At 66.5% G+C, this 22,687-nt stretch carries 23 protein-coding genes; 15 read left to right on the forward strand and 8 right to left on the reverse strand.

Features of this window, described 5'->3' with window-relative positions; translation table 11 throughout:
- From ACIBO2_RS53865 to ACIBO2_RS53875, 3 genes are all read left to right on the forward strand, one after another.
- The gene (locus tag ACIBO2_RS53865; RefSeq protein WP_358552194.1) at positions 1-267 is read left to right on the forward strand and encodes an ABC-three component system middle component 6; all 267 of its coding nucleotides are present in this window, start codon (positions 1-3) and stop codon (positions 265-267) included.
- Complete coding sequence (locus tag ACIBO2_RS53870; RefSeq protein WP_397304948.1) at positions 257-1,999, forward strand: ABC-three component system protein; 1,743 nt, start codon at positions 257-259, stop codon at positions 1,997-1,999. The genes ACIBO2_RS53865 and ACIBO2_RS53870 overlap by 11 nt, the downstream gene beginning before the upstream one ends.
- A 278-nt stretch (positions 2,000-2,277) precedes the next feature.
- A complete protein-coding gene (locus tag ACIBO2_RS53875) occupies positions 2,278-2,829 on the forward strand; it encodes a hypothetical protein (protein ID WP_358544091.1) in 552 nt (183 codons plus the stop codon).
- A 46-nt stretch (positions 2,830-2,875) separates the two neighbouring features.
- Here the strand turns inward: ACIBO2_RS53875 and ACIBO2_RS53880 are convergent, their stop codons facing one another.
- Both ACIBO2_RS53880 and ACIBO2_RS53885 read right to left on the reverse strand, forming a co-directional pair.
- Positions 2,876-3,700, reverse strand: a complete 825-nt coding sequence (locus ACIBO2_RS53880) for an IS5 family transposase (protein ID WP_397304949.1) — start codon at positions 3,698-3,700, stop codon at positions 2,876-2,878.
- A gap of 673 nt (positions 3,701-4,373) precedes the next feature.
- Positions 4,374-5,180, reverse strand: coding sequence for a UTRA domain-containing protein (locus tag ACIBO2_RS53885; protein ID WP_358552200.1), 807 nt, complete (start codon positions 5,178-5,180; stop codon positions 4,374-4,376).
- Positions 5,181-5,792: 612 nt separating this feature from the next.
- On the opposite strand from ACIBO2_RS53885, the gene ACIBO2_RS53890 reads away from it, so the two are divergent.
- Entirely contained in the window at positions 5,793-6,200 is a 408-nt protein-coding gene (locus ACIBO2_RS53890) for a hypothetical protein (RefSeq protein ID WP_358552202.1), read from the forward strand.
- A 373-nt stretch (positions 6,201-6,573) separates the two neighbouring features.
- Here ACIBO2_RS53890 and ACIBO2_RS53895 read toward each other — a convergent pair whose 3' ends face one another.
- The gene (locus ACIBO2_RS53895) at positions 6,574-7,563 is read right to left on the reverse strand and encodes a LacI family DNA-binding transcriptional regulator (protein ID WP_397304950.1); all 990 of its coding nucleotides are present in this window, start codon (positions 7,561-7,563) and stop codon (positions 6,574-6,576) included.
- 172 nt (positions 7,564-7,735) lie between these two features.
- On the opposite strand from ACIBO2_RS53895, the gene ACIBO2_RS53900 reads away from it, so the two are divergent.
- The 5 genes from ACIBO2_RS53900 to ACIBO2_RS53920 all read left to right on the forward strand — a co-directional run bounded on the left by ACIBO2_RS53900 (position 7,736) and on the right by ACIBO2_RS53920 (position 13,277).
- Positions 7,736-9,028, forward strand: a complete 1,293-nt coding sequence (locus ACIBO2_RS53900) for an ABC transporter substrate-binding protein (protein ID WP_397304951.1) — start codon at positions 7,736-7,738, stop codon at positions 9,026-9,028.
- A 20-nt stretch (positions 9,029-9,048) separates the two neighbouring features.
- Positions 9,049-9,930 (forward strand): carbohydrate ABC transporter permease, encoded by an 882-nt coding sequence (locus ACIBO2_RS53905; RefSeq protein WP_397304952.1) that lies wholly within the window; start codon positions 9,049-9,051, stop codon positions 9,928-9,930.
- Positions 9,930-10,772, forward strand: coding sequence for a carbohydrate ABC transporter permease (locus tag ACIBO2_RS53910; RefSeq protein ID WP_358552210.1), 843 nt, complete (start codon positions 9,930-9,932; stop codon positions 10,770-10,772). Before ACIBO2_RS53905 ends, ACIBO2_RS53910 begins: the two co-directional genes overlap by 1 nt.
- 16 nt (positions 10,773-10,788) lie before the next feature.
- Positions 10,789-12,738 carry a beta-galactosidase gene (locus ACIBO2_RS53915; protein WP_358552212.1) on the forward strand — a complete coding sequence of 650 codons (1,950 nt, stop codon included), beginning with the start codon at positions 10,789-10,791 and terminating at the stop codon, positions 12,736-12,738.
- Positions 12,739-12,902: 164 nt separating this feature from the next.
- The gene (locus ACIBO2_RS53920; RefSeq protein WP_397304954.1) at positions 12,903-13,277 is read left to right on the forward strand and encodes a hypothetical protein; all 375 of its coding nucleotides are present in this window, start codon (positions 12,903-12,905) and stop codon (positions 13,275-13,277) included.
- Here ACIBO2_RS53920 and ACIBO2_RS53925 read toward each other — a convergent pair whose 3' ends face one another.
- On the reverse strand, positions 13,278-14,222 hold the full coding sequence (locus tag ACIBO2_RS53925) for an ATP-dependent DNA ligase (protein WP_358552216.1): 945 nt from the start codon (positions 14,220-14,222) through the stop codon (positions 13,278-13,280).
- A gap of 165 nt (positions 14,223-14,387) precedes the next feature.
- Here ACIBO2_RS53925 and ACIBO2_RS53930 point away from each other — a divergent pair, with 165 nt between their 5' ends.
- From ACIBO2_RS53930 to ACIBO2_RS53945, 4 genes are read left to right on the forward strand one after another with little or no spacing between them, the layout of a single operon-like run.
- Complete coding sequence (locus tag ACIBO2_RS53930; RefSeq protein ID WP_397304955.1) at positions 14,388-15,668, forward strand: ABC transporter substrate-binding protein; 1,281 nt, start codon at positions 14,388-14,390, stop codon at positions 15,666-15,668.
- Positions 15,635-16,546 carry a carbohydrate ABC transporter permease gene (locus tag ACIBO2_RS53935; RefSeq protein WP_397305018.1) on the forward strand — a complete coding sequence of 304 codons (912 nt, stop codon included), beginning with the start codon at positions 15,635-15,637 and terminating at the stop codon, positions 16,544-16,546. The genes ACIBO2_RS53930 and ACIBO2_RS53935 overlap by 34 nt, the downstream gene beginning before the upstream one ends.
- Positions 16,536-17,366 (forward strand): carbohydrate ABC transporter permease, encoded by an 831-nt coding sequence (locus tag ACIBO2_RS53940; RefSeq protein WP_357958237.1) that lies wholly within the window; start codon positions 16,536-16,538, stop codon positions 17,364-17,366. Before ACIBO2_RS53935 ends, ACIBO2_RS53940 begins: the two co-directional genes overlap by 11 nt.
- Before the next feature lie 35 nt (positions 17,367-17,401).
- Positions 17,402-17,950, forward strand: coding sequence for a GNAT family protein (locus ACIBO2_RS53945; RefSeq protein WP_358552220.1), 549 nt, complete (start codon positions 17,402-17,404; stop codon positions 17,948-17,950).
- Here ACIBO2_RS53945 and ACIBO2_RS53950 read toward each other — a convergent pair.
- The 3 genes from ACIBO2_RS53950 to tnpA form a co-directional block, all read right to left on the reverse strand.
- A complete protein-coding gene (locus ACIBO2_RS53950) occupies positions 17,947-18,588 on the reverse strand; it encodes a methyltransferase domain-containing protein (protein WP_358552222.1) in 642 nt (213 codons plus the stop codon). The two genes, ACIBO2_RS53945 and ACIBO2_RS53950, sit on opposite strands and share 4 nt — an antisense overlap.
- Before the next feature lie 128 nt (positions 18,589-18,716).
- Positions 18,717-19,259 carry a GNAT family N-acetyltransferase gene (locus tag ACIBO2_RS53955; protein ID WP_358552240.1) on the reverse strand — a complete coding sequence of 181 codons (543 nt, stop codon included), beginning with the start codon at positions 19,257-19,259 and terminating at the stop codon, positions 18,717-18,719.
- 516 nt (positions 19,260-19,775) lie between these two features.
- The gene (tnpA, locus tag ACIBO2_RS53960; RefSeq protein ID WP_397304956.1) at positions 19,776-20,192 is read right to left on the reverse strand and encodes an IS200/IS605 family transposase; all 417 of its coding nucleotides are present in this window, start codon (positions 20,190-20,192) and stop codon (positions 19,776-19,778) included.
- A gap of 27 nt (positions 20,193-20,219) precedes the next feature.
- Here tnpA and ACIBO2_RS53965 point away from each other — a divergent pair, with 27 nt between their 5' ends.
- Together ACIBO2_RS53965 and ACIBO2_RS53970 are read left to right on the forward strand one after the other, a co-directional pair.
- Positions 20,220-21,593: an RNA-guided endonuclease InsQ/TnpB family protein gene (locus ACIBO2_RS53965; protein ID WP_397304957.1), complete on the forward strand. Its 1,374-nt coding sequence runs from the start codon at positions 20,220-20,222 to the stop codon at positions 21,591-21,593.
- A 108-nt stretch (positions 21,594-21,701) separates the two neighbouring features.
- The gene (locus ACIBO2_RS53970) at positions 21,702-21,884 is read left to right on the forward strand and encodes a hypothetical protein (RefSeq protein ID WP_358558190.1); all 183 of its coding nucleotides are present in this window, start codon (positions 21,702-21,704) and stop codon (positions 21,882-21,884) included.
- A gap of 11 nt (positions 21,885-21,895) precedes the next feature.
- Here ACIBO2_RS53970 and ACIBO2_RS53975 read toward each other — a convergent pair whose 3' ends face one another.
- Positions 21,896-22,597: a Uma2 family endonuclease gene (locus ACIBO2_RS53975; RefSeq protein ID WP_397304958.1), complete on the reverse strand. Its 702-nt coding sequence runs from the start codon at positions 22,595-22,597 to the stop codon at positions 21,896-21,898.
- Positions 22,598-22,687: the final 90 nt, after the last annotated feature.

A 22,687-nucleotide genomic window follows, 5' to 3' on the forward strand; every position in this document is an offset into this window, starting at 1 on the left:
ATGATCGTTCCAACCAAGGGAGTCGCGCCCCAACGCGCGCTGCTTGCCGTAGGAGCGCAGATCATCCTCGCTACGGGCGCACAACCCATCACCGTGACCCAGGCGTGGCGAAGGCTGCTGGCATGGCGTGCGGATCACAAGCACGACACCCCGGTGCCCTTCTGGTGGTTCGCCTTGGCGCTCGACGTCCTGTACGCGATGGGGCTGGTCGACCTTGATGCCCACATGGAGCTGCTGACGTTCCGTCCCCGGGAAAATGCTGCGTAGCCTCGGCGCCGACGACGAGCGATTCAAGACCCTGCATTTTCGACCGGGGCTGAATCTCCTCATCGCCGACCGCACCACACACTCCGCCGACACCGACAGCCGAAACGGCGCGGGCAAGTCGAGTATGGTCGAACTCTTGCATTACCTGCTGGGAGCAACCAGCCAGAAGCACTCACTCTGGACCCACAAGGCCCTCGCTCGGCATCGCTTCCAGCTGATCATGGACTGGCCCGGGCGATCCGACCCCATCAAGATCGAACGTCGGCCGTCGTCCCTGAAGGTCTACCTCCAGCCCGATGTATCGCGCTCTGCCACCCCTGATCTCTTCGGGCAGGAGTTCTCGGCGGAGATCACGTTGAAGGACTGGCAGTGGGCCATAGCCCGCGACCTGTACCGGATCCCTTCGCCCGAAACGCCGGTAAGCGGGCGTACGTTGCTGTCGTTCGCCATGCGCCGGGTGAACTCCGGGGGTTTCCTCGAGCCTACGAGCACCTTCTCTGGGCAGTCACCGCATGAAGCGATGATCTGTCTCAGCCACCTATTCGGCCTTGACATCGGCCTCACCACCGAGTATCGAACGCTGTCGCAGCAGGACGCGACGCGGAAGAAGCTGGTGGAGGCGGCGAAAGACCCTGTGTGGGGGAAGATCGTTGGCCGCTCGGCTGAGCTTCGGGGCGAGATCAGCGCAGTCGAACAGAGGATCATCGAACTTCGGCAACAGGTCCAGGCCTTCCAGGTAGTGCCCGGATACGAGGATCTGCGCCGGGATGCGGACGCGGTCGACCGACAAATCCGTGAGCTTCGCGACCTCGATGAGGTCGAACGCCACAACCTTCAGCAGATGGTGCGTGCCTCCACCGATAATATGGAGCCCGATGACCGCTATCTCGAACAGGCCTTTCACCAGCTGAACGTCGTCCTGGGCAGTGAGGTTCGGCGTCGTTTCGACGAGGTGCGAGCCTTCCACCAGACCGTTGTGCACAATCGCGAGAAGCAGCTCCGGGAAGAGACCCAGCGCGTCGAGCAACGACTGGCGGAGCGCGAACAGGAACGGGAACGTCTGGGCAAGCGGCTCGCCTCACTACTCCAGACCCTCAACGAGGGAGGCGCCCTCGATGCGCTCACCTCGCTGCAATCTGTACTGGCCAGAGAACAGGCGACGCTGGAGGCGTTGCGGAACCGATTCCAGGCTGCCCAGACACTGGAGGCAAGTCGCCGGGAGATCGAAAGCCGTCGACTGGCCTTGGAGATGGCGATGGCCGACGATCTGAACAACAGATCGGCCCTCACTTCCGAAGCCAGTCGGCTGTTCAATGTTTTCGCACGCCAGCTCTACGGCCAGTCACACAATCCGTACCTCGCTTTCGAGGCACGCAAGCAGCGATTGGACATCGAGACGCGGATCGACGCCGATGGCAGCCGCGGCATACACAACATGGTCATCTTCTGCTTCGACCTCACCGCCGCCGTAATTGCCCACCGCAACGGTCGTGGCCCGGATTTTCTCGTCCATGACAGCCACCTATATGACGGTGTAGACGAGCGTCAGGTCTCTGCAGCACTGGAGCTCGCCGCCAACGTGATGGACGACGAGGGCATGCAATACATCGTCTCGATGAACTCCGACGACCTCCATAAGGCTGAGGCCAAGGGCTTCAACCCCGCCCCATACGTCATCGAACCGCGTCTCACCGATCAGCCGAATGGCGGCCTACTCGGCTTCCGCTTCTAAGAGCGTGTTTGAGAAGATCGTCCATGTTCGGTGTGGCGGTGTGACGGCGGTGCAATATGTCGCCAGGGTGGTCGGGTGCCGTGGCCTCCTTACGCCTCGCACTTGACCGGCGCAAAGTGAAGCCGGGGATCGGGGTCCCACGCCGGGTCCGAAGACCGGTGGTCGCCCGGAGGAACGTCCGCGGCGGAAGGTCGTGAACCCAATCCTTTACATGTTGCGGTCCGGCTATCCCTTGCGGTACGTACCTTGTCGACCTTCCTCGTCAAAGGACCGTTCTCATGCCTTCTGCCGTCTCACGGATCACCGAGCTCATCCCCCCTCGAACCACCCCACGATCCCGGAACTGGGAGTCTGTAGAGAACGAGCTCGGCACTCCGCTGCCCGCCGACTACAAGCAACTTGCCGATATCTACGGCGCGGGAGTCTTCGATGAGGAGATCTGGCTTCTGGAACCTGGATGCGACCACCACGAGATCTTCAAAGACGATCTGAACTTGGTGTCTGCGGCCAAGGAACGCGACGAGGTGCTGGCCGACCTCTGGGAGTTCGAGGACAAGCCCGCAGAGCTCCGCGAAGACGGGGCGCGCGTGTTGCCCTGGGCCTTTTTCGAAGGGAGCGGCCACTTCCTCTACTGGGTCCTTCAGTCTGGCCAGGCACCGGACGACTGGACTGTCATCATGAACGAAGGACGCGGCCCCGAATGGGAGAGTCACCCCCTGTCGTGCAGCCAGTACCTCTTTGCAGCCATGACCGGAAACCTCGACTCCGTCTACTTTGACGGCCCGCTTGCCACAACCCACCAGTTCCAGCCCATCACAGAATTCGTCTAATGGTTGGCAGGCTCCGGGTGATCGAGCGTTCAGGTGGTGATCGACGTCAGTCGCAGGCGTGGCGCGGTTGGCGTTGGGCGGGTCCTCCTCGGGTGAGGCGGCGGGCCATACCGGCGATGGCGGCCCAGCGGATGATGGCCTCGGACACGGCGGGGTCGCGTTCATAGTCGCGGGCCAAGCGGCGGCAGGCGGTCAGCCAGGCCAGCGTCCTCTCCACCACCCACCTGCGGGAGATGATGTTGAAGCCGCGCTGGTCAGCGGGCTTGCGCACGATCTCCAGCGTGGTGCGCAGGGTGTCTCGTGCCCAGTCCACCAGCCTTCCTGCGAAGCCCTGGTCGGCAAAGACGTGCCGGACCGGAGTAGTCAGGTACGCCGACAGCAGGGCCATCTTGGCGCCGTCACGGTCCTGCCAGCTCGCCGCCAGCACTGCGACCGTGACGAGGAAGCCGGTCGTGTCAGTGATGATGAACCTCTTACGACCGTTGACCTTCTTGCCTGCGTCGTAGCCGCGGCTAGTCCGGCCAACGGTGTCTGCGCCCTTGACGCTTTGCGAGTCGATGATGCCCGCCGACGGCTCATCGTCTCGTCCGGCCTGACGGCGGGCCTTGATGCGCAGCTCGCTCAGCAGCGCCTCGGTGACGCCGGCCTGTTCCCACTGCTGGAAGTACCAGTACACCGTCTGCCAGGGCGGCAGATCGGTGGGCAGGTACCGCCACGGGCAGCCCGAGCGCACCACGTACAGGATCGCATTCACGATCTCCCGGCGCGAGTGCTTCTCCGGACGCCCGCCGGTGTTCGGCTTGGGGAGTATGGGCTCGATCAGCTCCCACTGCGCGTCGGTCAAGTCCGAAGGGTAGCGATCTGGGGGCATTCGTCCACCCTGACGGCATCGGCACCCATCGTCACGCCACCACACCGAACATGGACGATCTTCTCAAACACGCTCTAAGGCACAAACCTACGGCTTTCCGAGAACCCACGTTCAAGCGGCATAAAGGAAGAGAGCCAGCACCGAGATCTGCCGTGGGACCGGCGCCAAGGGAACGTCACCGGTGCGGGTAAAGCCCGCCCGGATGAGCGTTGGTTGCTCACCCGGGCCAACTTCACGACCTCGACAGTTGCCGACCAGAGAGCGTAAGGGTCCATGCTGCGGTCAGCCGCAAGCATCGCCGGCGAAAAGGGCAGCGTCCGACCCGCTGCGCCTCGCCTGGCCCAGGACATAGCCATCACCGCTCCGCTCAGCATCCACCGCGCAGTCCGCGACTGGGAGTCCTCGCGTGACCCAATCCGACCCACCACACGGCCAGCTCAGACGTGCCGGACTCCTGACGTGCGGCGGCCCGCAGTCCGTTACTGTCCTTGGACTGGTTAACTGGGCGTGCGAAGGATCGCGGCGGCCATCACATGCCGCCCCGCTTCCAGGTGATGTGACGGCAGGAGCGGTACCCGCTGTCGCCGTCCAGCCGGGGTAGCCGGGATGATCTGGATGCCGGCCAGGGCGTCGAGAATGGGCTGTCCGGTGAGGATGGCGTTCATTGAGTCACTCAGAATTCGTCGTAGCCGGAGACCTGCCCGATCGGGAAGATGTGCCGGTTGGCGGCGCAGATCGTCTCCAGGACGTGGACGGGCGTGTCCTCGGTGGAATAACTCGCCCTGAGAACCTGGACGATCCACTCGCCGGGCTCAAGCTCCAACGTCTCGCGCTCGAAAGGTGTCGGCGGCCGGGCGGTCAGGTTCTCCTCCGCGTGGCCGAAGGCATAGCCCAGGGCAATCAGCGCGGACTGAAGCGACGGCTGTACGAACTCCGGCTCGGCAAGGCGGGTGTCACCGAACAGGTCGGCGCGGAAGTAGCTGGTCGCGATCCGTACCGGCACGTCGTTCGCGGTCATCATCTTGCGCCGAGCGACGATCTCCGCACCGGACTCGACCCGCAAGCAGGCCGCTACGTGATCGCCAGCGGGCTCCAGCCCGACGTACAGCATCCGGCGGTCGGCCTTGAGTCCCTGCCGTTCGGCCTCGGCGAGAAAGAGAGACTTCGAGCCTCGTACGGCGGGCTCGGTCGGCAAGGCCCGCTGCACCAGCACCCTGGGTGCGGGCGACGCAGGCCCTTCCGGCGCTCGGGCAGCCGGTCCTTTCCTCATCTGCGAGATGCGGCCGGGAGAGACACCGAGCCGACCGGCGATCTCCTCCAGGCTCATGCCCGACTCGCGAGCCTCGGCGATGGCCTGCCGTCGCATCTTCGCCGCCTCGGTGACCAAGCCCTGCTCCTCGGTCATGAGTCGGCTGAGGATCCGGGCTCGTTCCACGGGGTCGCTCACCTCGGCAACTTCCCTCAGCGTCTTCAAGTCCATCCGGGCATTGCCTCCTCGGTGGTCGATGGCGACCGATTTTAGCCCCCCTATTGCGAGGAGCTGAATCCAGGATCTACTCTCGACTTTAGCCCCCCTATAGCGGGGGTCTTAAGGAGACCCCCGCCTATGGGAGAACGGTGCTGGAACACCGCCCACAGACGAGGGTCTGAAACGCATCGAGAGCTTTGGGGCGTCAACGATGCAGAACCAGATTACTGCCGTGCCTAAGAACGGCAAGATAACTCAAGCCAGGCTGTCCGCAGACCTCCTACGCGACGCACTGCAGACAGAACACGGCATAACGGCAGACACGCACGACGGGTACGACCTCGCTCTGGTTTCGGTCTGGGCGGGGTTGGTGGTGTGGTGCGACGGCGAGTGGTTCTGGTGGCGTGCGGGCTGGGACGACGGTCGCAAGCGAGTGGTATACGCCCGGCATTCAGCCATCGAACCTTCACGGGCCGCTCGGCGGGTGGCCTTCCGATACGTCGATCTCCGCCGACACCATCCGCTCTCGGAGGCAATCGACGATCCGTCCTCCGCTACCAGCGCAGCAGACGCGGGCGCCCTGTGAGCTCCTATCGCCAATGGCTGGGGTGCCGCGTCAAGATCGTGGACATGTTGCACAGTCCGGCGCGAACCCGGGCCTTCGGCGCATGGCTGGCAGGACTGCACGGGACGGTGGTGAACATCCTGCGCAACGAGACTCTGGCCCTCATCGAAGTCGACGGCGAGCTGAACGAGCTGGCCAGTATCGCGCGACGCTGGCCCATCCAATGGGATGACCTGCTCGTGTACACGGTGAAGCCTGGGCCTCTGGAGCCTTCCGATGGCTTCCGGCTCGGGCTGTCCGGCGCAGGACGAGAAGCCGTGCAACATGCCGTACGACTCGACACGAAGCTCAGCCTGTGCTTGGAGCCGGTGTCTCCGCTGCCGATCTGCGACTGGTCGATGCCGTTCTCCCCCATCGCTGCTCGCGCATGTCCAACCTGCGTCCGTCTGGCGGCGATGACCCCATAGAAGATGTGGCGGCGCCGGTGGGCTCTCCAGCGTTACCGCGCCCGGGGCAGAAGCCTGCGATCCTGCGGTGCTCCCACGGCCGCTCGTCCCCGCCCCCGATTGCGTCCCGACCACGGTGCCAACTCCGCCTCGGGTCTGGGTCAGGCCATGGGAGTCGGTGCCGGTCTAGATGATGTTGCCGCCAAGGTCAGGCCGCGCCAACCAGCCAACCCGGCGAAGCGTTCTTGAAAGGCGGTCCGAGCGCAGCGAGGCCCTTCAGGGGGCGGGCGTCAGCCCGCCTGGGAGGACGTCCGGAGCGAAGCGGAGGGCCTTTGTGGGCGGGCGGGCAGCAAACGGCCAACCACCGAATCGGGTAAGGGGTGGGAGAAAGAGGCTAGGCCGACTCTCGGACGATCAGGCTGGTGGGGAGGGCTATCGAGTCGACCTGGTCGGCGCCGTCGATCAGGGCCAGCAGTAGGCGTACCGTCTCCTGAGCCACGTCCCTCAGCGGTTGCCGGATCGTGGTCAGCGGTGGATGTGTGGAGATCGCCACCGATGAGTCGTCGAAGCCGCCCACCGCCACGTCCTCCGGCACGCGCCGGCCCGCCGCCCGCAGCGTGTGCAGGGCCCCCGAAGCCATCACGTCCGAGGCGGCGAAGACCGCGTCCAGGTCTGGTACGCGTTCCAGGAGGCGGGCCATGGCGGTCTCGCCGCTGGCGTGGGTCCAGTCGCCGTGTTCGATCAGCTTCTTGGACGCCTTGCGGCCGAGGACGTCGGCGAAGCCTTCGAGGCGCTGGATGCCGCCCGGCGTGTCCATCGGGCCGGTGATCATCGCGATCTTCTTGCGGCCCTGTGAGACCAGGTATTCGGCCATCTGGCGGGCGCCGCCCCGTTCGTCGCAGGCCGCGTACGGGATCACCGTCTCCCTGCCGATGACGGCGCCGCAGGAGACCACCGGGATGCCGGCGCCGTGGAGCGTGTCGACCAGGGGGTCGCCGGCGTGGGTGGACAAGAGGAAGACGCCGTCGGCGTGGCCGCCCCGTACGTAGCGCAGGACCTGTTCGCGTTCCCTGTCGTCGCCGGCGATCATCATGACCAGCGACAGGTCGCGTTCGCCGAGGCGGCGGATCGCGGTGCGGATGGTGGTGGTGTAGTTGGGGTCCTCGAAGGGGGGTTCGGACAGGACCATGACGACCGATCCGGCGCGCTGTCTGACCAGGTTGCGGGCGTTGCGGTTGACGACGTAGCCGGTCTCGGCGATGGCGCGTTCGATGGCGATCCGGGCCGCGGGGCTCACATAACGGTCGCCGTTCAGGACCCGCGAGACGGTGCCGCGTGAGATCCCGGCCGCCGCGGCCACGTCATGGATGGTCGGCCTTTTCACGCGTTCAGCATCTCACGGTCCAACGCCGACACGCTGTGAACGTGCACACACCTTTTGGGCCGTTTAACGACCCCGTAACGAGGGGTTGACAGGCGCAGATGGCCGGACACACGCTGTGAACGTTCACAGACCCCCAGGACACTGACTCCCCCAGGTCGAGGTACCCATGCACATGAACAGGCTTGCCGCTGTCGCCGCGGCCGTCACCCTCGTGGCCGGCTGCTCCAGCGGTGGCGCTCAGCAGAGTGCCGCCCCATCGAGCTCCACCACACAGAAGGTCGCCCTGACCTACTGGAACTGGGTGCCCGGCATGGACAAGGTCGTCGCGGTCTGGAACAAGGCGCACCCCGACATCCAGGTCACCTCCAGCACCCAGGCGGGCGGGGACGACTCGGCCACCAAGTTCCTCACCGCCGCCAAGGCCGGGAACCCGCCGGATCTCGTCCAGGCGGAGTACCAGGCGCTGCCGTCGTTCGTGGCGGCCGAGGCGGTGGCGGACATCAAGACGGCGGCGGATCCGGTCAAGGCGCAGTTCAGCGAGGGCATCTGGGGGCTGGTCACGCTCGGCACCGACGCGGTCTACGGCATCCCGCAGGACAGCGGCCCGATGCTGCTCTACTACCGCGAAGACCTGTTCAAGAAGTACGGCATAGCCGTACCGAAGACCTGGCAGGAGTACGCCGACGCGGCCAGGACCGTGCACGCGAAGGACCCGAAGGTGTACCTCGGCACGTTCTCCAGCAAGGACCCGGGCTCCTTCGCGGGCCTGGCCCAGCAGGCGGGCGGGCAGTGGTGGTCGATCAGCGGCGAGGCGTGGAAGGTCGCCATCAACGATGAGCCCACCAAGAAGCTCGCCGACTACTGGGGCGGTCTGGTCAAAGAGGGCGTCATCGACAACATGCCCTACTTCACCCCCGAGTGGAACAAGGCCCTGAACGACGGCAAGCTGCTGACCTGGCCGTCGGCCATCTGGGCGCCCGGCCCCCTGTCGAGCAACGCGCCCAAGTCCAAGGGCAAGTGGGCGATAGCGCGGCTGCCGCAGTGGAACGCCGGCGAGAACTTCAGCGGCTTCTGGGGCGGCTCGGCCGTCTCCGTGTCGGCGGGCTCCAAGCACAAGGAGGCCGCGGCCACCTTCGCCACCTGGCTCAACAGCGACCCTGAAGCGCTCGCCCTGCTGGTGAAGGAGGGCGCCGTCTATCCCGCCGCGACCAAGGGCGCCGACCTGCTCTCCGAGCCGCCCGCGTACTTCTCCAACATCCCCGACTTCTGGAAGCAGGCAGCCGGGTTCGGCGCGGGGGCGCGCGGCTTCACCTTCGGCCCGAACGTCAACGTGGCCTACAACGCCTTCAAGGACGCCTTCGACAAGGCCGCGCTGAACAAGACCTCCTTCAGCGGCGCCCTCCAGAGCGTCCAGGACGCCACGGTCGCGGACATGACCAAGTCCGGCTTCAAGCTCGCCCAATGACGAAGCGTCAAGTTCGCCCAATGACCCCGAGGAAAAGCTGGGCGCCGTACCTGTTCCTGACCCCGGCCGTCACCCTGTTCGCCCTGTTCCTGGCCCTGCCGATCGGCTACACCGGCTACCTCAGCCTGCGCCGGACCAAGGTGTCGGGGCTCGGGCTCGGCAAGGGGTCGAAGCGGGAGATCTTCGTGGGGCTCGACAACTACGCCGCCGCCATCGGCGACGGCGAGTTGTGGACCGGCTGGCTGCGGGTGCTCGGCTACGGCGTGCTGGTCCTGGTCGTGATGCTGGGGCTGGCGCTGGTGTTCGCGCTGATGCTGGACGCGGCCAGGGTACGGCTGGCGCGCTTCTCCCGGATCGCGATCTTCCTGCCGTTCGCGGTGCCGGGCGTGGCCGCCAGCCTGATGTGGGGCTTCCTCTATCTGCCGAGCGTCAGCCCGATCAGCGAGCTGTTCGGGGTCTCGCCGCTGAGCCAGAGCGCGGTCGTGTACTCGATGGCCAACGTGGCGGTCTGGGGCGGCACGGGCTTCAACATGCTGGTGCTCTACACGAACCTGCGGGCCGTCCCCCAGGACCTCTACCAGGCGGCGCGCATCGACGGCGCGTCCGAGCTGCAGATCGCGCTGCGGGTCAAGATCCCGATCCTGGCTCCGGCGATCATCCTGGTCACCGTCTTCTCGGTCATCGCCACGATCCAGGTGTTCACCGAGCCCACCGCGCTCCGGCCGCTCACGAACACGATCAGCTCGACCTGGAGCCCCTTGATGAAGATCTACCGGGACGCCTTCGTGACCGGTGACCTGTATTCGGCGGCGGCCACGGCCGTGGTGATCGCCGGGATCTCGCTGGTGCTGTCGTTCGGGTTCCTGCGCGTGGTGAAGAACCGCGCGTTCGGGGAGGCCTGATGGCCCGCTCCGCCTCTACGTACGGGCTGGTCCCGACCGGGGTTCTGTTGGTCGGCGCGGTGTACTGCCTGTTCCCGGTGAGCTGGGTGGTGATCGCCGCCACGAAGACGTCCGGCGAGCTGTTCTCGACCTCGATGTTCTCGCCCGGCACCGGGTTCTTCCAGAACCTGGCCGATCTGGCCGCCTATCGGGAGGGGGTGTTCTGGCTGTGGATGCTCAACACCCTGCTGTACGCGGGGGGCGGGGCGCTGCTGTCGACCGCCGTGTCCGCGGTGTCGGGCTACACGCTGGCCAAGTACCGTTTCGCCGGCCGGAACCTGATCTTCAACATCCTGATCGGCGGCATCCTGGTGCCCGCGGTGGTGCTGGCGATCCCGCAATACCTGCTGTTCGCCAAGGTCGGGCTGGCGGACACCTACTGGTCGGTCCTGCTGCCGCAGATCCTGCATCCGTACAGCATCTATCTGGCCCGCGTGTACGCCGGCGCGGCCATCCCCGACTCGCTGCTCGAAGCCGGGCGCATCGACGGGGCCTCGCACTGGACACTGCTGACCCGGGTGGCGTTGCCGCTGATGGGGCCGGGGATGGTGACCATCTTCCTGTTTCAGTTCGTGGCGATCTGGAATAACTTCTTGCTGCCGTTCATCATGCTCGGCGACGACGGCAAGTTCCCGCTGACGGTCGGGCTCTACACGATGCTGGCCGCCGGGGCCAACCATCCGAGTCTGTACAACCTCATCCTCATCGGGACGTTTCTGGCACTCATTCCGCTGATCGCGCTCTTTCTCACGATGCAGCGGTTCTGGCGCACCGACCTCAGCAGCGGCGCCGTCAAGGCATGAAAAATGGGGGACTTACATGATCGAGGGCATGGCGTTCGGCGGGGACTACAACCCGGAGCAGTGGCCGCTGGAGGTGCAGGAGGAGGACGTACGGCTGATGCGGCAGGCCGGGGTGAACCTGGTCAGCCTGGGCATCTTCGCGTGGGTGCTGATGGAGCCCGCCGAGGGCGAGTACGAGTTCGGCTGGCTCGACACCATCATCGACCGCCTGCACAGCGCGGACATCTCGGTGAACCTGGGCACCCCGACCACGGTGCCGCCCGCCTGGTTTTCCAGAAAGTACCCCGACGCCTCCCCCATGACCCGCGAGGGCCTGCGCGTCGGCGCGGGCGCGCGCGAGACCGCCTGCTCCAGCCACCCGGCCTTCCGCGCGGCCAGCGCGCGACTGGCCGAGCGGCTGGTGGAGCGCTACGGCGAGCATCCGGCCGTGGTGATGTGGCATGTGCACAACGAGTACGGGGCGCCGCTCGGCGAGTGCTACTGCGAGTCGAGCGTGGCAGCCTGGCGTGAATGGCTCCGGCACCGATACGAGAGCCTGGACGCGCTCAACACCGCCTGGGGCACCGCCTTCTGGGGTCAGCACTACGGCGAATGGGACGAGATCGACGCGCCCCGGTGGAGTCATACCGTGGTCAACCCGGCGCAGCGCCTCGACTACGCCCGATTCGCCAACGAGGAGCACCTGTCGCACTACCGGCTGCAGCGCGACATCCTGCGCCGCAGCGGCAAACCGGTCACCACGAACTTCGCGGGCACGGTCAACTGCAAGTCGATGGACCTGTGGCGCTGGGCCCCCGAGCTGGACGTCATCGCCAACGACCACTACCTGAACGGCGAGCAGCCCGACAACCACATCCACCTCGCCATGTCGGCCGACCTGAGCCGCTCCCTGGCCGGCGGCGGGCCGTGGCTGCTCATGGAGCACTCGACGAGCGCGATCAGCTGGCAGCCGCGCGGCATCGCCAAGCGGCCCGGCGAGATGCGCCGCAACAGCCTCGCCCACGTGGCCAGGGGCTCGGACTCGGTGCTGTTCTTCCAGTGGCGGGCCTCACGGTACGGCGCTGAGAAGTGGCACTCGGCGATGATCCCGCACGCGGGGACCGACTCGCAGATCTGGCGCGACGTCGTCTCGCTCGGCGCCGACGTACGCCGCCTGGCTCCCGTCAAGGGCGAGCGGGTCACGAGCGAGGTGGCGATGGTCTGGGACTGGGAGTCGTACTGGGCGCTGGAGCTGGAGTGGCGACCCTCGGGCGACCTGCGCTTCCACGAGCGGGTGGACGCCTTCTACGAGGCGCTCTGGCGGGAGCACGTCACGGTGGACTTCGTCCACCCTTCCGCCGATATTTCGGGATACAGGCTGGTTGTCGTGCCGAGCTCGTACCTGCTCGCCGAAGGGTCGGCCAAGAACCTGCAGCGCTACGTCGAGGCGGGCGGCCACCTGCTCGTGTCGTACTTCTCCGGCATCGTCGACGAGAACGACACCGTCCACGCGGGCGCCTACCCCGGCGCGCTGCGTGAGGTGCTCGGGCTCTCGGTCGAGGAGTTCCACCCGCTGCGCGAGCTGGAGACCGTGACGCTCACCGGCGGGGCGACCGGCCGGATCTGGTCCGAGCGGGTCCGCCTCGAACGCGCGGTGGCCGTACGGCACTTCACCGACGGCCCCGACGCCGGGCATCCCGCCATGACCGCCAACGCGTTCGGCGGCGGCACGGCGAGCTACCTGGCCGCCGCGCTCGGCGGCGACGACCTGCGCGCCCTGCTGGGCGAGGTGCTCGACCGCGCGGGCGTCTCCCGGCCGCGCGACCTGCCCGACACCCTGGAGCTGGTACGGCGCGGCGCCTGCGTCTTCCTCATCAACCACGGCGACGCGCCCGTCACGGTGCCCGGCCTGACCGGCACGGACCTGCTGACCGGCGGCCCCTTCACGGGCGAGGTCCCCGCGGGCGGGGTGGCCGTCGTGCGCTGAGGGCGCTGAAGGCGCTGAGGGTTGGAGGACCCCGCGGGCCCTCGGCGCCGCGCCACGTCGCGCGGCGGGTCCTTCGGTGGCGATCGGGCGCTGAGGACCGTCCGCCGGGCGCGAGGTTGATCAAATTCGGCCCCGCCGAGGTTGATCAGCATTAGAGTCCTGGCGTGATCGCCCCCTCCCCGTCCTTCAGCCGCACGACTTCGCCGAGCGGCACGACCGTCGCGTTGGTCTCCGTCCTCGCCGTCGTCATCTGGCTGGCGGGCTTCGTCGCCTGGATGGCCGTGTCGCTCCTCGGGGACAAGGCGTGCGAACTCGGCGCGCTGACCTATGACCAGACCGCGGAGTGCGACGCGGCGAGCACGTGGGGCACGATCACCCTCTCGACCTGGCTGCTCGCGCCGATCGGCTGCGCGGTGCTGCTCGCCCTGCTCACGGCCATCCCCGAGCGGCACACGGGCGCTCGCCAGGCGGCCCTGTACGCCGTGCCGCTCGTGCCGCTGCTGGTGATCGCGGAAGCGGCGTTCGCGTACGCCCTGTGATCATCCCTCTCTTCTGGCCTTCGCCCGGCGCTTGCCCTCGTGCATCGCCTGGACGCGGGCGATCGGGATCGTGTGCCCCTCCTCGACCAGGTCCGCGGGCAGTCGCTGCGGCTCCGGCATGAGCTCCGCCCACGGATCGCCGTCGGCGAGCAGCCGCGCGGCGGTGTGGACGGTGAAGTCGGACGGCACGACCCGGTCGAGGTCTTCCCACGCCACCGGGAAGGAGACCGGCGTACCCGGACGAATGCGCGGACTGTAGGCGGCCGCCACCGTCGCCCCACCCGCCCGGGTGGAGTCGAGGAACACCTTGCCCTCGCGGTCCTCGCGGATGAACGCCGTGGTGGCGAGCGCCGGGTCGACGCGTTCGGCGCGCGTGGCCAGGGCTCGGGTGGCCGCGGCCAGGTCGTCCATCGCGGTCCCCGCCACCACGGGCACGAACACGTGCAGTCCCTTCGCCCCGCTGGTCTTCACCGCCCCGGCCAGCCCCGTGTCGTCGAGGGCCTGGCGTACCAGCCGGGCGGCCTGGACGACCTGCGGGAAGGCGTCCCCTTCCGGCGGGTCGAGGTCGAGCACGAGGTGGGTGGGATGCTCGCCGCGGAACAGCGCCGGGTGGTATTCGACTGCCCGCTGGTTGGCGAACCAGAGCAGGGTCCTGCGGTCGTCGCACAGGGCGTAGGACACCTGCCGGTGCGACGCCTCGGCCCAGACGGAGACCGTACGGATCCAGTCGGGGGCGTACTTGGGCACGTTCTTCTGCATGAACGGCGCCTGGCCGGGCCGTACGCGGATCACCGACAGCGCGCGGTCCCGCAGGACCGGGATGATGCGGTCGCGTACCGCGTCCAGGTAGTCGACCAGATCCCGTTTGGTCGCGTTCGATCCGTCGAACAGCGGCTGGTCGAGATTGGTCAGCGACACTCCGTCCCGCGTCTCATCGCTGGTCACCCGGTTCACGATGCCGAGATACGGACGTGAGGTCAACTTTCCGCCCAACACGGGTGGGGCTGGATTTGCGGGGGAAACAACCCACTGCAAATGATTGACGTCCCGTAGCCCTTTCATTACCGTCCTAAGTTAAATATTGTCTGGGTGTAACGAACGGGCGTGGCCATGAGCGATCTGAGCAGACGCGGATTCCTGCGGGTCGGTGTGGCAGCCGCCGGGGCGTTAGCCCTGGCGGGCTGCGCGGGCGGTGGCGGCGGATCGGGCGGGGCGGCCAGCATGCAGTTCGCCTGGTGGGGCAGCACCGCCAGGCACAACGCCACCCAGCAGGCCCTCGCGGCGTTCCGTAAGAAGCGGCCCGGTGTCCAGGTCAGGACGCAGTTCTCCGGCTGGGACGGCTACTGGGAGAAGCTGGCCACGCAGACCGCTGGCGGCAACGCCCCCGACGTGATCCAGATGGACTACTCCTACATCGGGGAGTACGCCCGGCGTGGCAGCCTGCTCGACCTGGGCCCGTACCTCGGCAAGGGCTTGGACCTGTCCGGCTTCGCGAAGGACGTCGTCGACGCCGGGAAGATCAACGGCAAGCAGTACGGCGTCAACTTCGGCATCAACTCCATGGCCCTCATCTGGAACCGCACGCTGGCCAAGGAGATCAGCGTCGAGGTGCCCGAGACCTTCACCTGGCCGGAGTTCGGCGAACTGGCCAAGAAGATCGCCGAGAAGGCGCCCAAGGGCGTCTACGCCAGCGAGGACGGCGCCCAGGACGGCGGCGCGTTCGAGAACTGGCTGCTGGAGCGGGGCAAGATGTTCTTCACCGCCGACGGCAAGCTCGCCTACGACGAGAAGGACCTCACCGAGTGGTTCACGTTCTGGGACGGGCTGCGCAAGGCGGGCGCGGCGGCCCCGCCCGACGTGCAGGCCACGGCCTTGGGCGATGTACAGAACAGCCTGGTCGCCACCCGCAAGGCGGTGATGGACTGGGCCTGGTCCAACCAGCTCACCGCCTACATGAGCGTCACCAAGGACGATATAGCAGTCCACGCCTTCCCCACCGGGGACAAACCTGGCCAGTACTACAAGCCGTCCATGCTGCTCACGGTCAGCGCGGCCACCAAACGGCCGCAGGATGCCATCGCGCTGGTCAACGCGCTGGTCAGTGACGTGGATGTGGCCACGCCGCTCGGCTCGGAACGCGGCGTACCGCCTTCTTCGGCGATCCGGGCAGCGCTGGAGCCGAAGGCGTCGCCGTCGGAGAAGCTCGTCTACGCCTACATCGAGTCGCTCTCCGACAAGGTCGGCCCCTTGCCGCCTCCGCAGCCGCTCGGCGCGGGCGAATTGCACAACAAGGTGCTCATGAACATCAACCAGCAGGTGGGCTTCGGGAAGCTGTCCGTTGCCGAGGGGGTGTCCCGATTCTTCGACGAAGCGCGCCGCGTACTGAAATAACAGCCAAGAGGAGAGAAGGGCGGTCGGCGTACCTCTTCCTGTTGCCGTGGTTCGCGGGGCTGCTCCTGCTGACCGGCGGGCCGATCCTGGCCTCGCTGTTCCTCTCGTTCACCGACTTCGACCTGCTCACGACGCCGTCGTGGGTGGGTCTGGACAACTACGCGCGGATCATGGACGATCCACACTTCGGCAACGCGGTGCGGGTCACGATGATCTACGTGGTCGCCTCGGTGCCGCTTTCTGGCGGGTTCGCCCTGCTCGTGGCGGTGCTGCTGAACCGGCCCATGCGCGGCGTGGGCGTGTATCGCGCGGCCTACTACCTGCCGTCGCTGCTGGGCGGCAGCGTGGCGGTCGCCATTCTGTGGCGGCAGATCTTCGGGCCGGACGGGCTGGTCAACGACGTCCTGTCAGCGTTCGGGATCGTCGGGCCGAGCTGGATCTCCACGCCTCAGTACGCCATCTACACCCTGGTGGCGCTGCACATCTGGCAGTTCGGCTCGCCCATGCTGATCTTCCTGGCCGGCCTCAAGCAGATCCCGGCCGAGTTGTACGACGCCGCGGCGGTCGACGGGGCCGGCAAGGTGCGGGCCTTCTTCCGGATCACGCTGCCCATGCTCAGCCCGATCATCTTCTTCAACCTGGTGCTGCAGACGGTCAACGCGTTCAAGGCGTTCACCCCGGCGTTCATCCTCAGCGGCGGGACGGGCGGCCCCGCGGACTCCACGCTCTTCTACACGCTCTACATCTACCAGGAGGGGTTCGGGAACTTCCGCATGGGCTACGCCTCGGCCCTTGCCTGGATCCTGCTCCTGGTGACCGCGGTCTTCACCGCTCTGGCCTTCCGTTCGTCTAGGTACTGGGTGCACTATGCCGACTAGGTCACGCTGGGCCGTTCACGTGCTGATCGTCGTGGGCGCGCTGGCCATGCTCTACCCGTTGTTCTGGATGATCAGCTCGTCGTTCAAGCCCAACGACGAGATCTTCGCCGATCCCGGCCTGGTGCCCCAGACCGTCGTCACGGACAACTACACCGATGGCTGGAACGCCCTCGGCGTGCCCTTCACCGGCTTCTTCGCCAATTCGTTCATCGTGGCGACGGCGGCCGTCATCGGTAACGTCATGTCGTGCTCGATGGCGGCCTACGCCTTCGCCAGGCTGTCGTTCCGGTTCAAGGGCGTCTGGTTCGGCGTCATGCTCGGGTCGATCATGCTGCCGATCCACGTGCTGATCGTGCCGCAGTACACCCTGTTCAAAGCGCTGGGCTGGGTCGACACGTTCCTGCCGCTGATCGTGCCGAAGTTCCTGGCCGTGGACGGGTTCTTCGTCTTCCTGATGGTGCAGTTCATCCGGTCGCTGCCCAGGGAGCTCGACGACGCGGCCAGGATCGACGGCTGCGGGCCGATCCAGGTGTACTGGCGGATCATCCTGCCCCTGTCGAGCCCCGCGCTGATCACCACCGCGATCTTCACCTTCATCTGGACCTGGGACGACTTCTTCAGCCAGCTCGTCTACCTCAGCGACGTGTCGACGTACACGGTGCCGCTGGCGCTGCGGGCCTTCCTCGACTCCAGCAGCGGCTCCACGTGGGGGCCCATGCTGGCCATGGCCGTGCTGTCGCTCGTGCCGATCCTGGGCTTCTTCCTCATCTTCCAACGGCGCATCACCGAGGGCATCTCCACGACCGGTCTCAAGGGCTGACGGGTTTTGCTCAGCTCGGGTGGCATGATGCGGGAATGGTGGTAGTTCCCGAACTTCCGGCGGGCGACAGACTCTTGCTTCGCCCGTGGCGGCTGGATGACGTCGTGGCGGTGCAGGAGGCTTCCGAGGACGCCTACATCCCCCTGGTCACCGGCGTGCCACCGAATTACTCGGCCGCCGAGGGCATCGCCTTCATCCAACGTCAGTGGACCAAGGCCGCCGACGGGATCGGCTACTCCTTCGCGATCGCGAATTCCGGCGACAACCGAGCCGTGGGCCAGATCGGATTGTGGCCGGGTCTTCATGGGCGGGCCTCGGTGGGTTACTGGGTGGCGAAGTCGGCCCGAGGCCAAGGCGTCGCGGGCACCGCCCTGCGGGCCATCTCGTCGTGGGGCTTGGAGCGGCTGGGGATTCCACGGCTGCAGTTGCACGTGGAGCCGTGGAACACGCCGTCCTGGAAGGCCGCCGAGGGAGCGGGGTTCCTGCGGGAGGGGCTCTTGCGCAGTTGGCAGGAGGTGGGTGGTGAACGTCGCGACATGTACCTGTACTCGAAGCTCATCGACGAGCACCTTCGCCTTCGCTAAGGGAGCTCGGCTTCGATGAGAAAGCGATGATCGCGAGCGGTGAAGGCGCCCTGGGAACAGATGCGCTCATGCAGCGCGCGTAGCCGCCGGTCATAACGGTCGAGGTCGAAGTCGCGGACCTGCCATGGGACCGCGCGCAACTGGAAGACGACAGCGCCGATGTCGTGAAAGACGTACTCGACCATCTCCTCGCGCGCGTCCAGCACCCGCAGCCCGGCGCGGCGGAGCCGATCGACCGCGACTTCCAATGTCCAGCTCGCCGGATCGATCGGCGGCGGTGCGCCCAGGGCGTCATTCAGCTCCAGCCCATTACGGCTGCCTACTTGCTGGGTGAGCAGCCGTCCCTGCGGGACGAGAACGCGCGCGATCTCGGCGGCATTCAGCGCGCCGTGCCTGTTGAGCACGAGATCGAAGGTGGCCTCGCGGACGGGGATCCGATCGGCGGCAGCGCCCAACACCGCCACCCGCAACGCTCTCAGCCGTTTGCCGGCGATGGGGATGTTGGGCGGCCATCCCTCCATGGCGACCGTGTGCCGGGGAAGCGGAGACAGCGAAGCGAGCAGCTCACCTCCGCCGGTGTCCATGTCGAGCAGCCGCCGCGCCGTCGGAAGGAGCGACGAGGCTCGCTCGGCGTACACCCACGACGGTTGTCCACCGCTCGTCCGCCCGCGCAGCCAGCTGAAATCCCACCCGCCGAGGGATGCCTCCGTGGCCTGCTCAACGAGCCGTTCATAGCTCGGTGGGCTATTCGAACCCGACGGAATCCTCAACGCGCGGGCTGGGTCGGATGCGGCTCGCTGGGAACCATGCCGGCCATGGCGTTGGTGATGACCCACCGTTCGTGATCCCGCCAGGCGCCGTCGATGAAGAGCAGCTCGGGTGAGCAACCCTCGCTGCGGAACCCGTGGCGCTGGACCAGCTTCAGGGAGGCCTGGTTGCCGGGTTGGATCTGGGCTTCCAGCCGGTGCAGGCGCAGCTCCTCGAACGCGTAACGCAGCACCAGGCGGAGCCCTTCGGACATGTACCCCTGACCGGCGGTGGGGGCGAAGGCAGCGTAGCCGAGGGAGGCGGTCTGGGCGCGCCCGCGGATGATGCTGTTGATGTTGATGTTGCCCACCATGGCACCGGTGTCGCGCAAGCAGACCACCAGGCCTTCGGCCAGCAGCGGGTCGGCGAATTTTCCGAGAAAGACGTGGAAATCCTGCGGCGTGGTGGGCAGGGACATGTACGGGCCGTACAGGTCGGCGCTGGACCTGACCAGCTCGGTGAACTCAGCCTGATCATCGACGGTCATCCGGCGCAAGGTCACGCGACCGGAATCTCCCCCAAAACCGGTCAGGATGCTCTCATCGCTGCTTTTGACGCCATCGTTCTGAATCACAGCCCACAGGCTAGCTGATCGACTTCGGCCGGTTGAGTCCTCTCGCCGCGGCCGACCGTAGGAAAACGAGTGTCCTCCAGCTGCCCATCGGTGAGCTGCCTTTCAGAGGAAGTTCCATGATCGTTACCTTGGCCGCGTCGGGTGCGCTCGGCCGCCTCGACATCGACCAGCTGCGGACCCGGGCGGAGGTGGTGGCCGCGGTACGCGACCCCGGACGGGCCCCCCTTCTTCCGCGTGCTGGCGCAGCGTACGGTGGGCCTTCTCTAAGATCCGGTATCCACACGGTCTAGAAGCGGGAGCTATGGCGGCAGAGTTCGAGCTCGGCGATTACCGAAGGTCCGCAGAAAGCCTCGGCCTTCAGGCCGGGGATAAATGCGGTCCCCCTTTGGGGGATGGCCCGCCGTAGACGGGGCATCCCGGAGCGCGGAGCGTGGATTTGGGACCTCAGGTGGGGCGGCGCTGCTGTTCGATATACGCCTTGATGATCGATAGGGGTGCTCCGCCACAGGAGGCGGCGAGGTAGCTGGGTGACCAGAAGGGGTCGTGCATGGTGGCGTGGTTGATGCGGCTGGTGAACTCCTTGCGCAGGTAGTGCGAGGAGGCGCCTTTCAACGAGTTGACGAGTTTGCTGATCGCGACCTTGGGCGGGTAGTGGATGAGCAGGTGGACGTGGTCGTGTTCGTCGTTGAACTCGCGGAGTTCGGCCTCGAAACTGTCGCACACCTCGATCATGATGTCTTCGCAGCGGCGCAGCATCGCGTCGTCGAAGGCGTTTCGGCGATATTTGGTGACAAAGACCAGATGGACGTGCATCGCGGAAACCACGTGTCTGCCTCGTCGGTATTCCGCTTCCTGGCTCATAGACCAGATGATAATGTGTTCGAATCGGTGAGACGTGAGCATCCCGTGGAAGAGGGGGTGTTGCGCATGTTGGCGGGCCGGAAGTATCGCCTGGAGTTCGACTCCGGGCAGGCCGCGTTCGCCGAAAGGCTGGGCGGGATCTGCCGGGCCGTGTGGAACACCGGTCTCGAACAGCGGCGGGATTACCGGCGGCGCGGAGGGTGGATCACCTATGCCGAGCAGTGCGGGCAGCTCGCCGAGGCGAAGAAGGACCCGTACTGCGACTGGCTCGCTGATGCGCCCGCCCAGGTGATCCAGCTGACCCTCAAGGACCTGGACCAGGCGTGCCGCAAGCATGGCACGTGGAAGGTGCGCTGGAAGTCGAAGGCGAAGTGGCGGCCCTCGTTTCGCTTCCCCACCGCCGGACACCTGCCCGTGGAGCCGATCGGCCGCAGGTGGGGGCGAGTGTTCCTGCCCAAGTTCGGGTGGGCGCGGTTTCGGATGTTGCGCCCGCTCGGGGGGAGCGTCAAGTCCGCGACCGTGTCCCGGGACGGCAAGCACTGGTTCATCAGTTTCCTGGTCGACGATGGGATCGCCGAGCGGCAGGAACACGCCTGCCCTGGATGGGTGGGCGTGGACCGGGGGGTGGTCACGGCCGCCGTGACCTCGGACGGGGAGTTCTTCGACCGCCGCCACGCCGGAAGCGGCGGTGTCTCCTCCAGGCGGCTGCCACGGGAGACGAAACAGGACCGCAAGGACGACCTGGGGTATGTCACGCCCGGCGAAGCGGAACGGTATCTACGGCTGCAACGCCGACTCGCCCGCACGCAGAAGGGATCGAAGCGGCGCAAGAGGGTCAGGGTCGCGATGAGTGAGGTCATGCGGCGGGTGCGGTGGCGGCGCGCTGACTTCAACGCCCAGGCCGCGCACCGGCTCACCCGCGCCTACGGGCACGTTGTCATCGAAGACCTGAACACCAAGGCCATGAGCACGGCCGTCAAGCCCAAGCCCGACCCCGACCGGTCGGGCAGGTTCCTGCGCAACGGCGCGGCGGCGAAATCCGGGCTCAACACGGCGATTCTCGACAAGGGCTGGTACGGGCTGGAAGTCGCTCTCCGCTCGAAGGCGCGCTACACCGGCAGCGTCATTCATAAGATCAACCCTGCGTACACGTCCCAGACGTGCCCGGAACCTGCGTGCGGGAAGGTGGACGGGAAGAGCCGCAAGAGCCAAGCGATCTTCTCCTGCACCTCTTGCGGGCACAGCGAGCACGCCGACATCGTCGGGGCGAGGAACATCAAGAGCAAAGGACAGGCGGCCGGGCTGGTCGTCTCAGGGCGTGGAGACCCACCCGGGTCCGCGAAACGTCAAGCACCCCGTTCCACAGCGCGGGCCGCGCAAGCGGCACGAGCTGCCGCATAGCGGCACGGGAATCCCCGCCCCTTCAGGACGGGGAGCAGGTCAAATCCTGGTGCAGGACGGACCCTGGAAATCTTTCACCGGGGCCTGTCCGAGAGCATGCGCTATCACGTGGCGTTTCTCGGAGTCGACGCCCGACCGCACGGCGACGGCTTCAAGGTCCATCTCGGCACCGGGCATGGCGATGACGTCTACGGCGGGGTGAAGCTGAAGATGAGCCAGGAGGAGTTCGCGCGTTTCCGCGAGTTCATCGCCTTGGCCATCGCGGCCCGCGACCGCACGAACACTCTGTGACCGATCTCCCCTCAGGGAGCGGTCAGTACGAGGAACGGGACGGTCACTCTGATGGGAAGTTCAAGTTCGAGCTCCGCCTGATGCACCCGATGAAGTCTGTACTCGGAGGCCACGGCGTCGAGATGGAACTCCTTCGTTTCGACGATCTCGTACTTCTCGTCGAGCATGACAAGGAGGTAGAGCGGTATGCCTGCGGCGGCATACTGCGTGCGTTTGTCCGTGAGATCTTCCTGCACGGTCCCAGGTGAGGAGACCTCGACGACGGCCAGGACCTGGGACGCATCCGACTTCTGACCAGGGTCGTCCAGGCACCTGTAGACCACTACGTCCGGGCGTCGGAAGGTGAATTTGGGAACCCGCCAGAGCACCACGTCGATGTCGGTCTCAACGCTCAAACGCGGCCCGCTGATCGGCCGGGCGGCTTCCATCGAACCGGCCAGACGACGCGCGATGCGGTTGTGCTGCGGGGCAGGCGACTCGCACTTGATCACATGCCCATGCACTATTTCGATGCTCCTGGCGATGTCCTCGGGCAACGCTCGATACTCTGCTTCGCCAATGATTTCGGGAAGCGACTCGTACCATGAAGGTGTTGCCATGCCGGTCTCCCTCGCTTGGGGCTGACGTCGAAACTCGGCCAACTGGAAGACGTGGAGCGGGTACGGGAATCGAACCCGTGCTGTCGGCTTGGGCACCGCACCGATCACGGTCACCGTACCACCAGGCGTCTGGCCGGCGACGCGACCCTCATTTCCCTGACCGATGAGCCGCACCGCCAGCCTCTGCGCCTAACCCGACTTCTC

It is taken from the genome of Nonomuraea sp. NPDC050022, assembly GCF_044460705.1.
Classification (GTDB): domain Bacteria; phylum Actinomycetota; class Actinomycetes; order Streptosporangiales; family Streptosporangiaceae; genus Nonomuraea.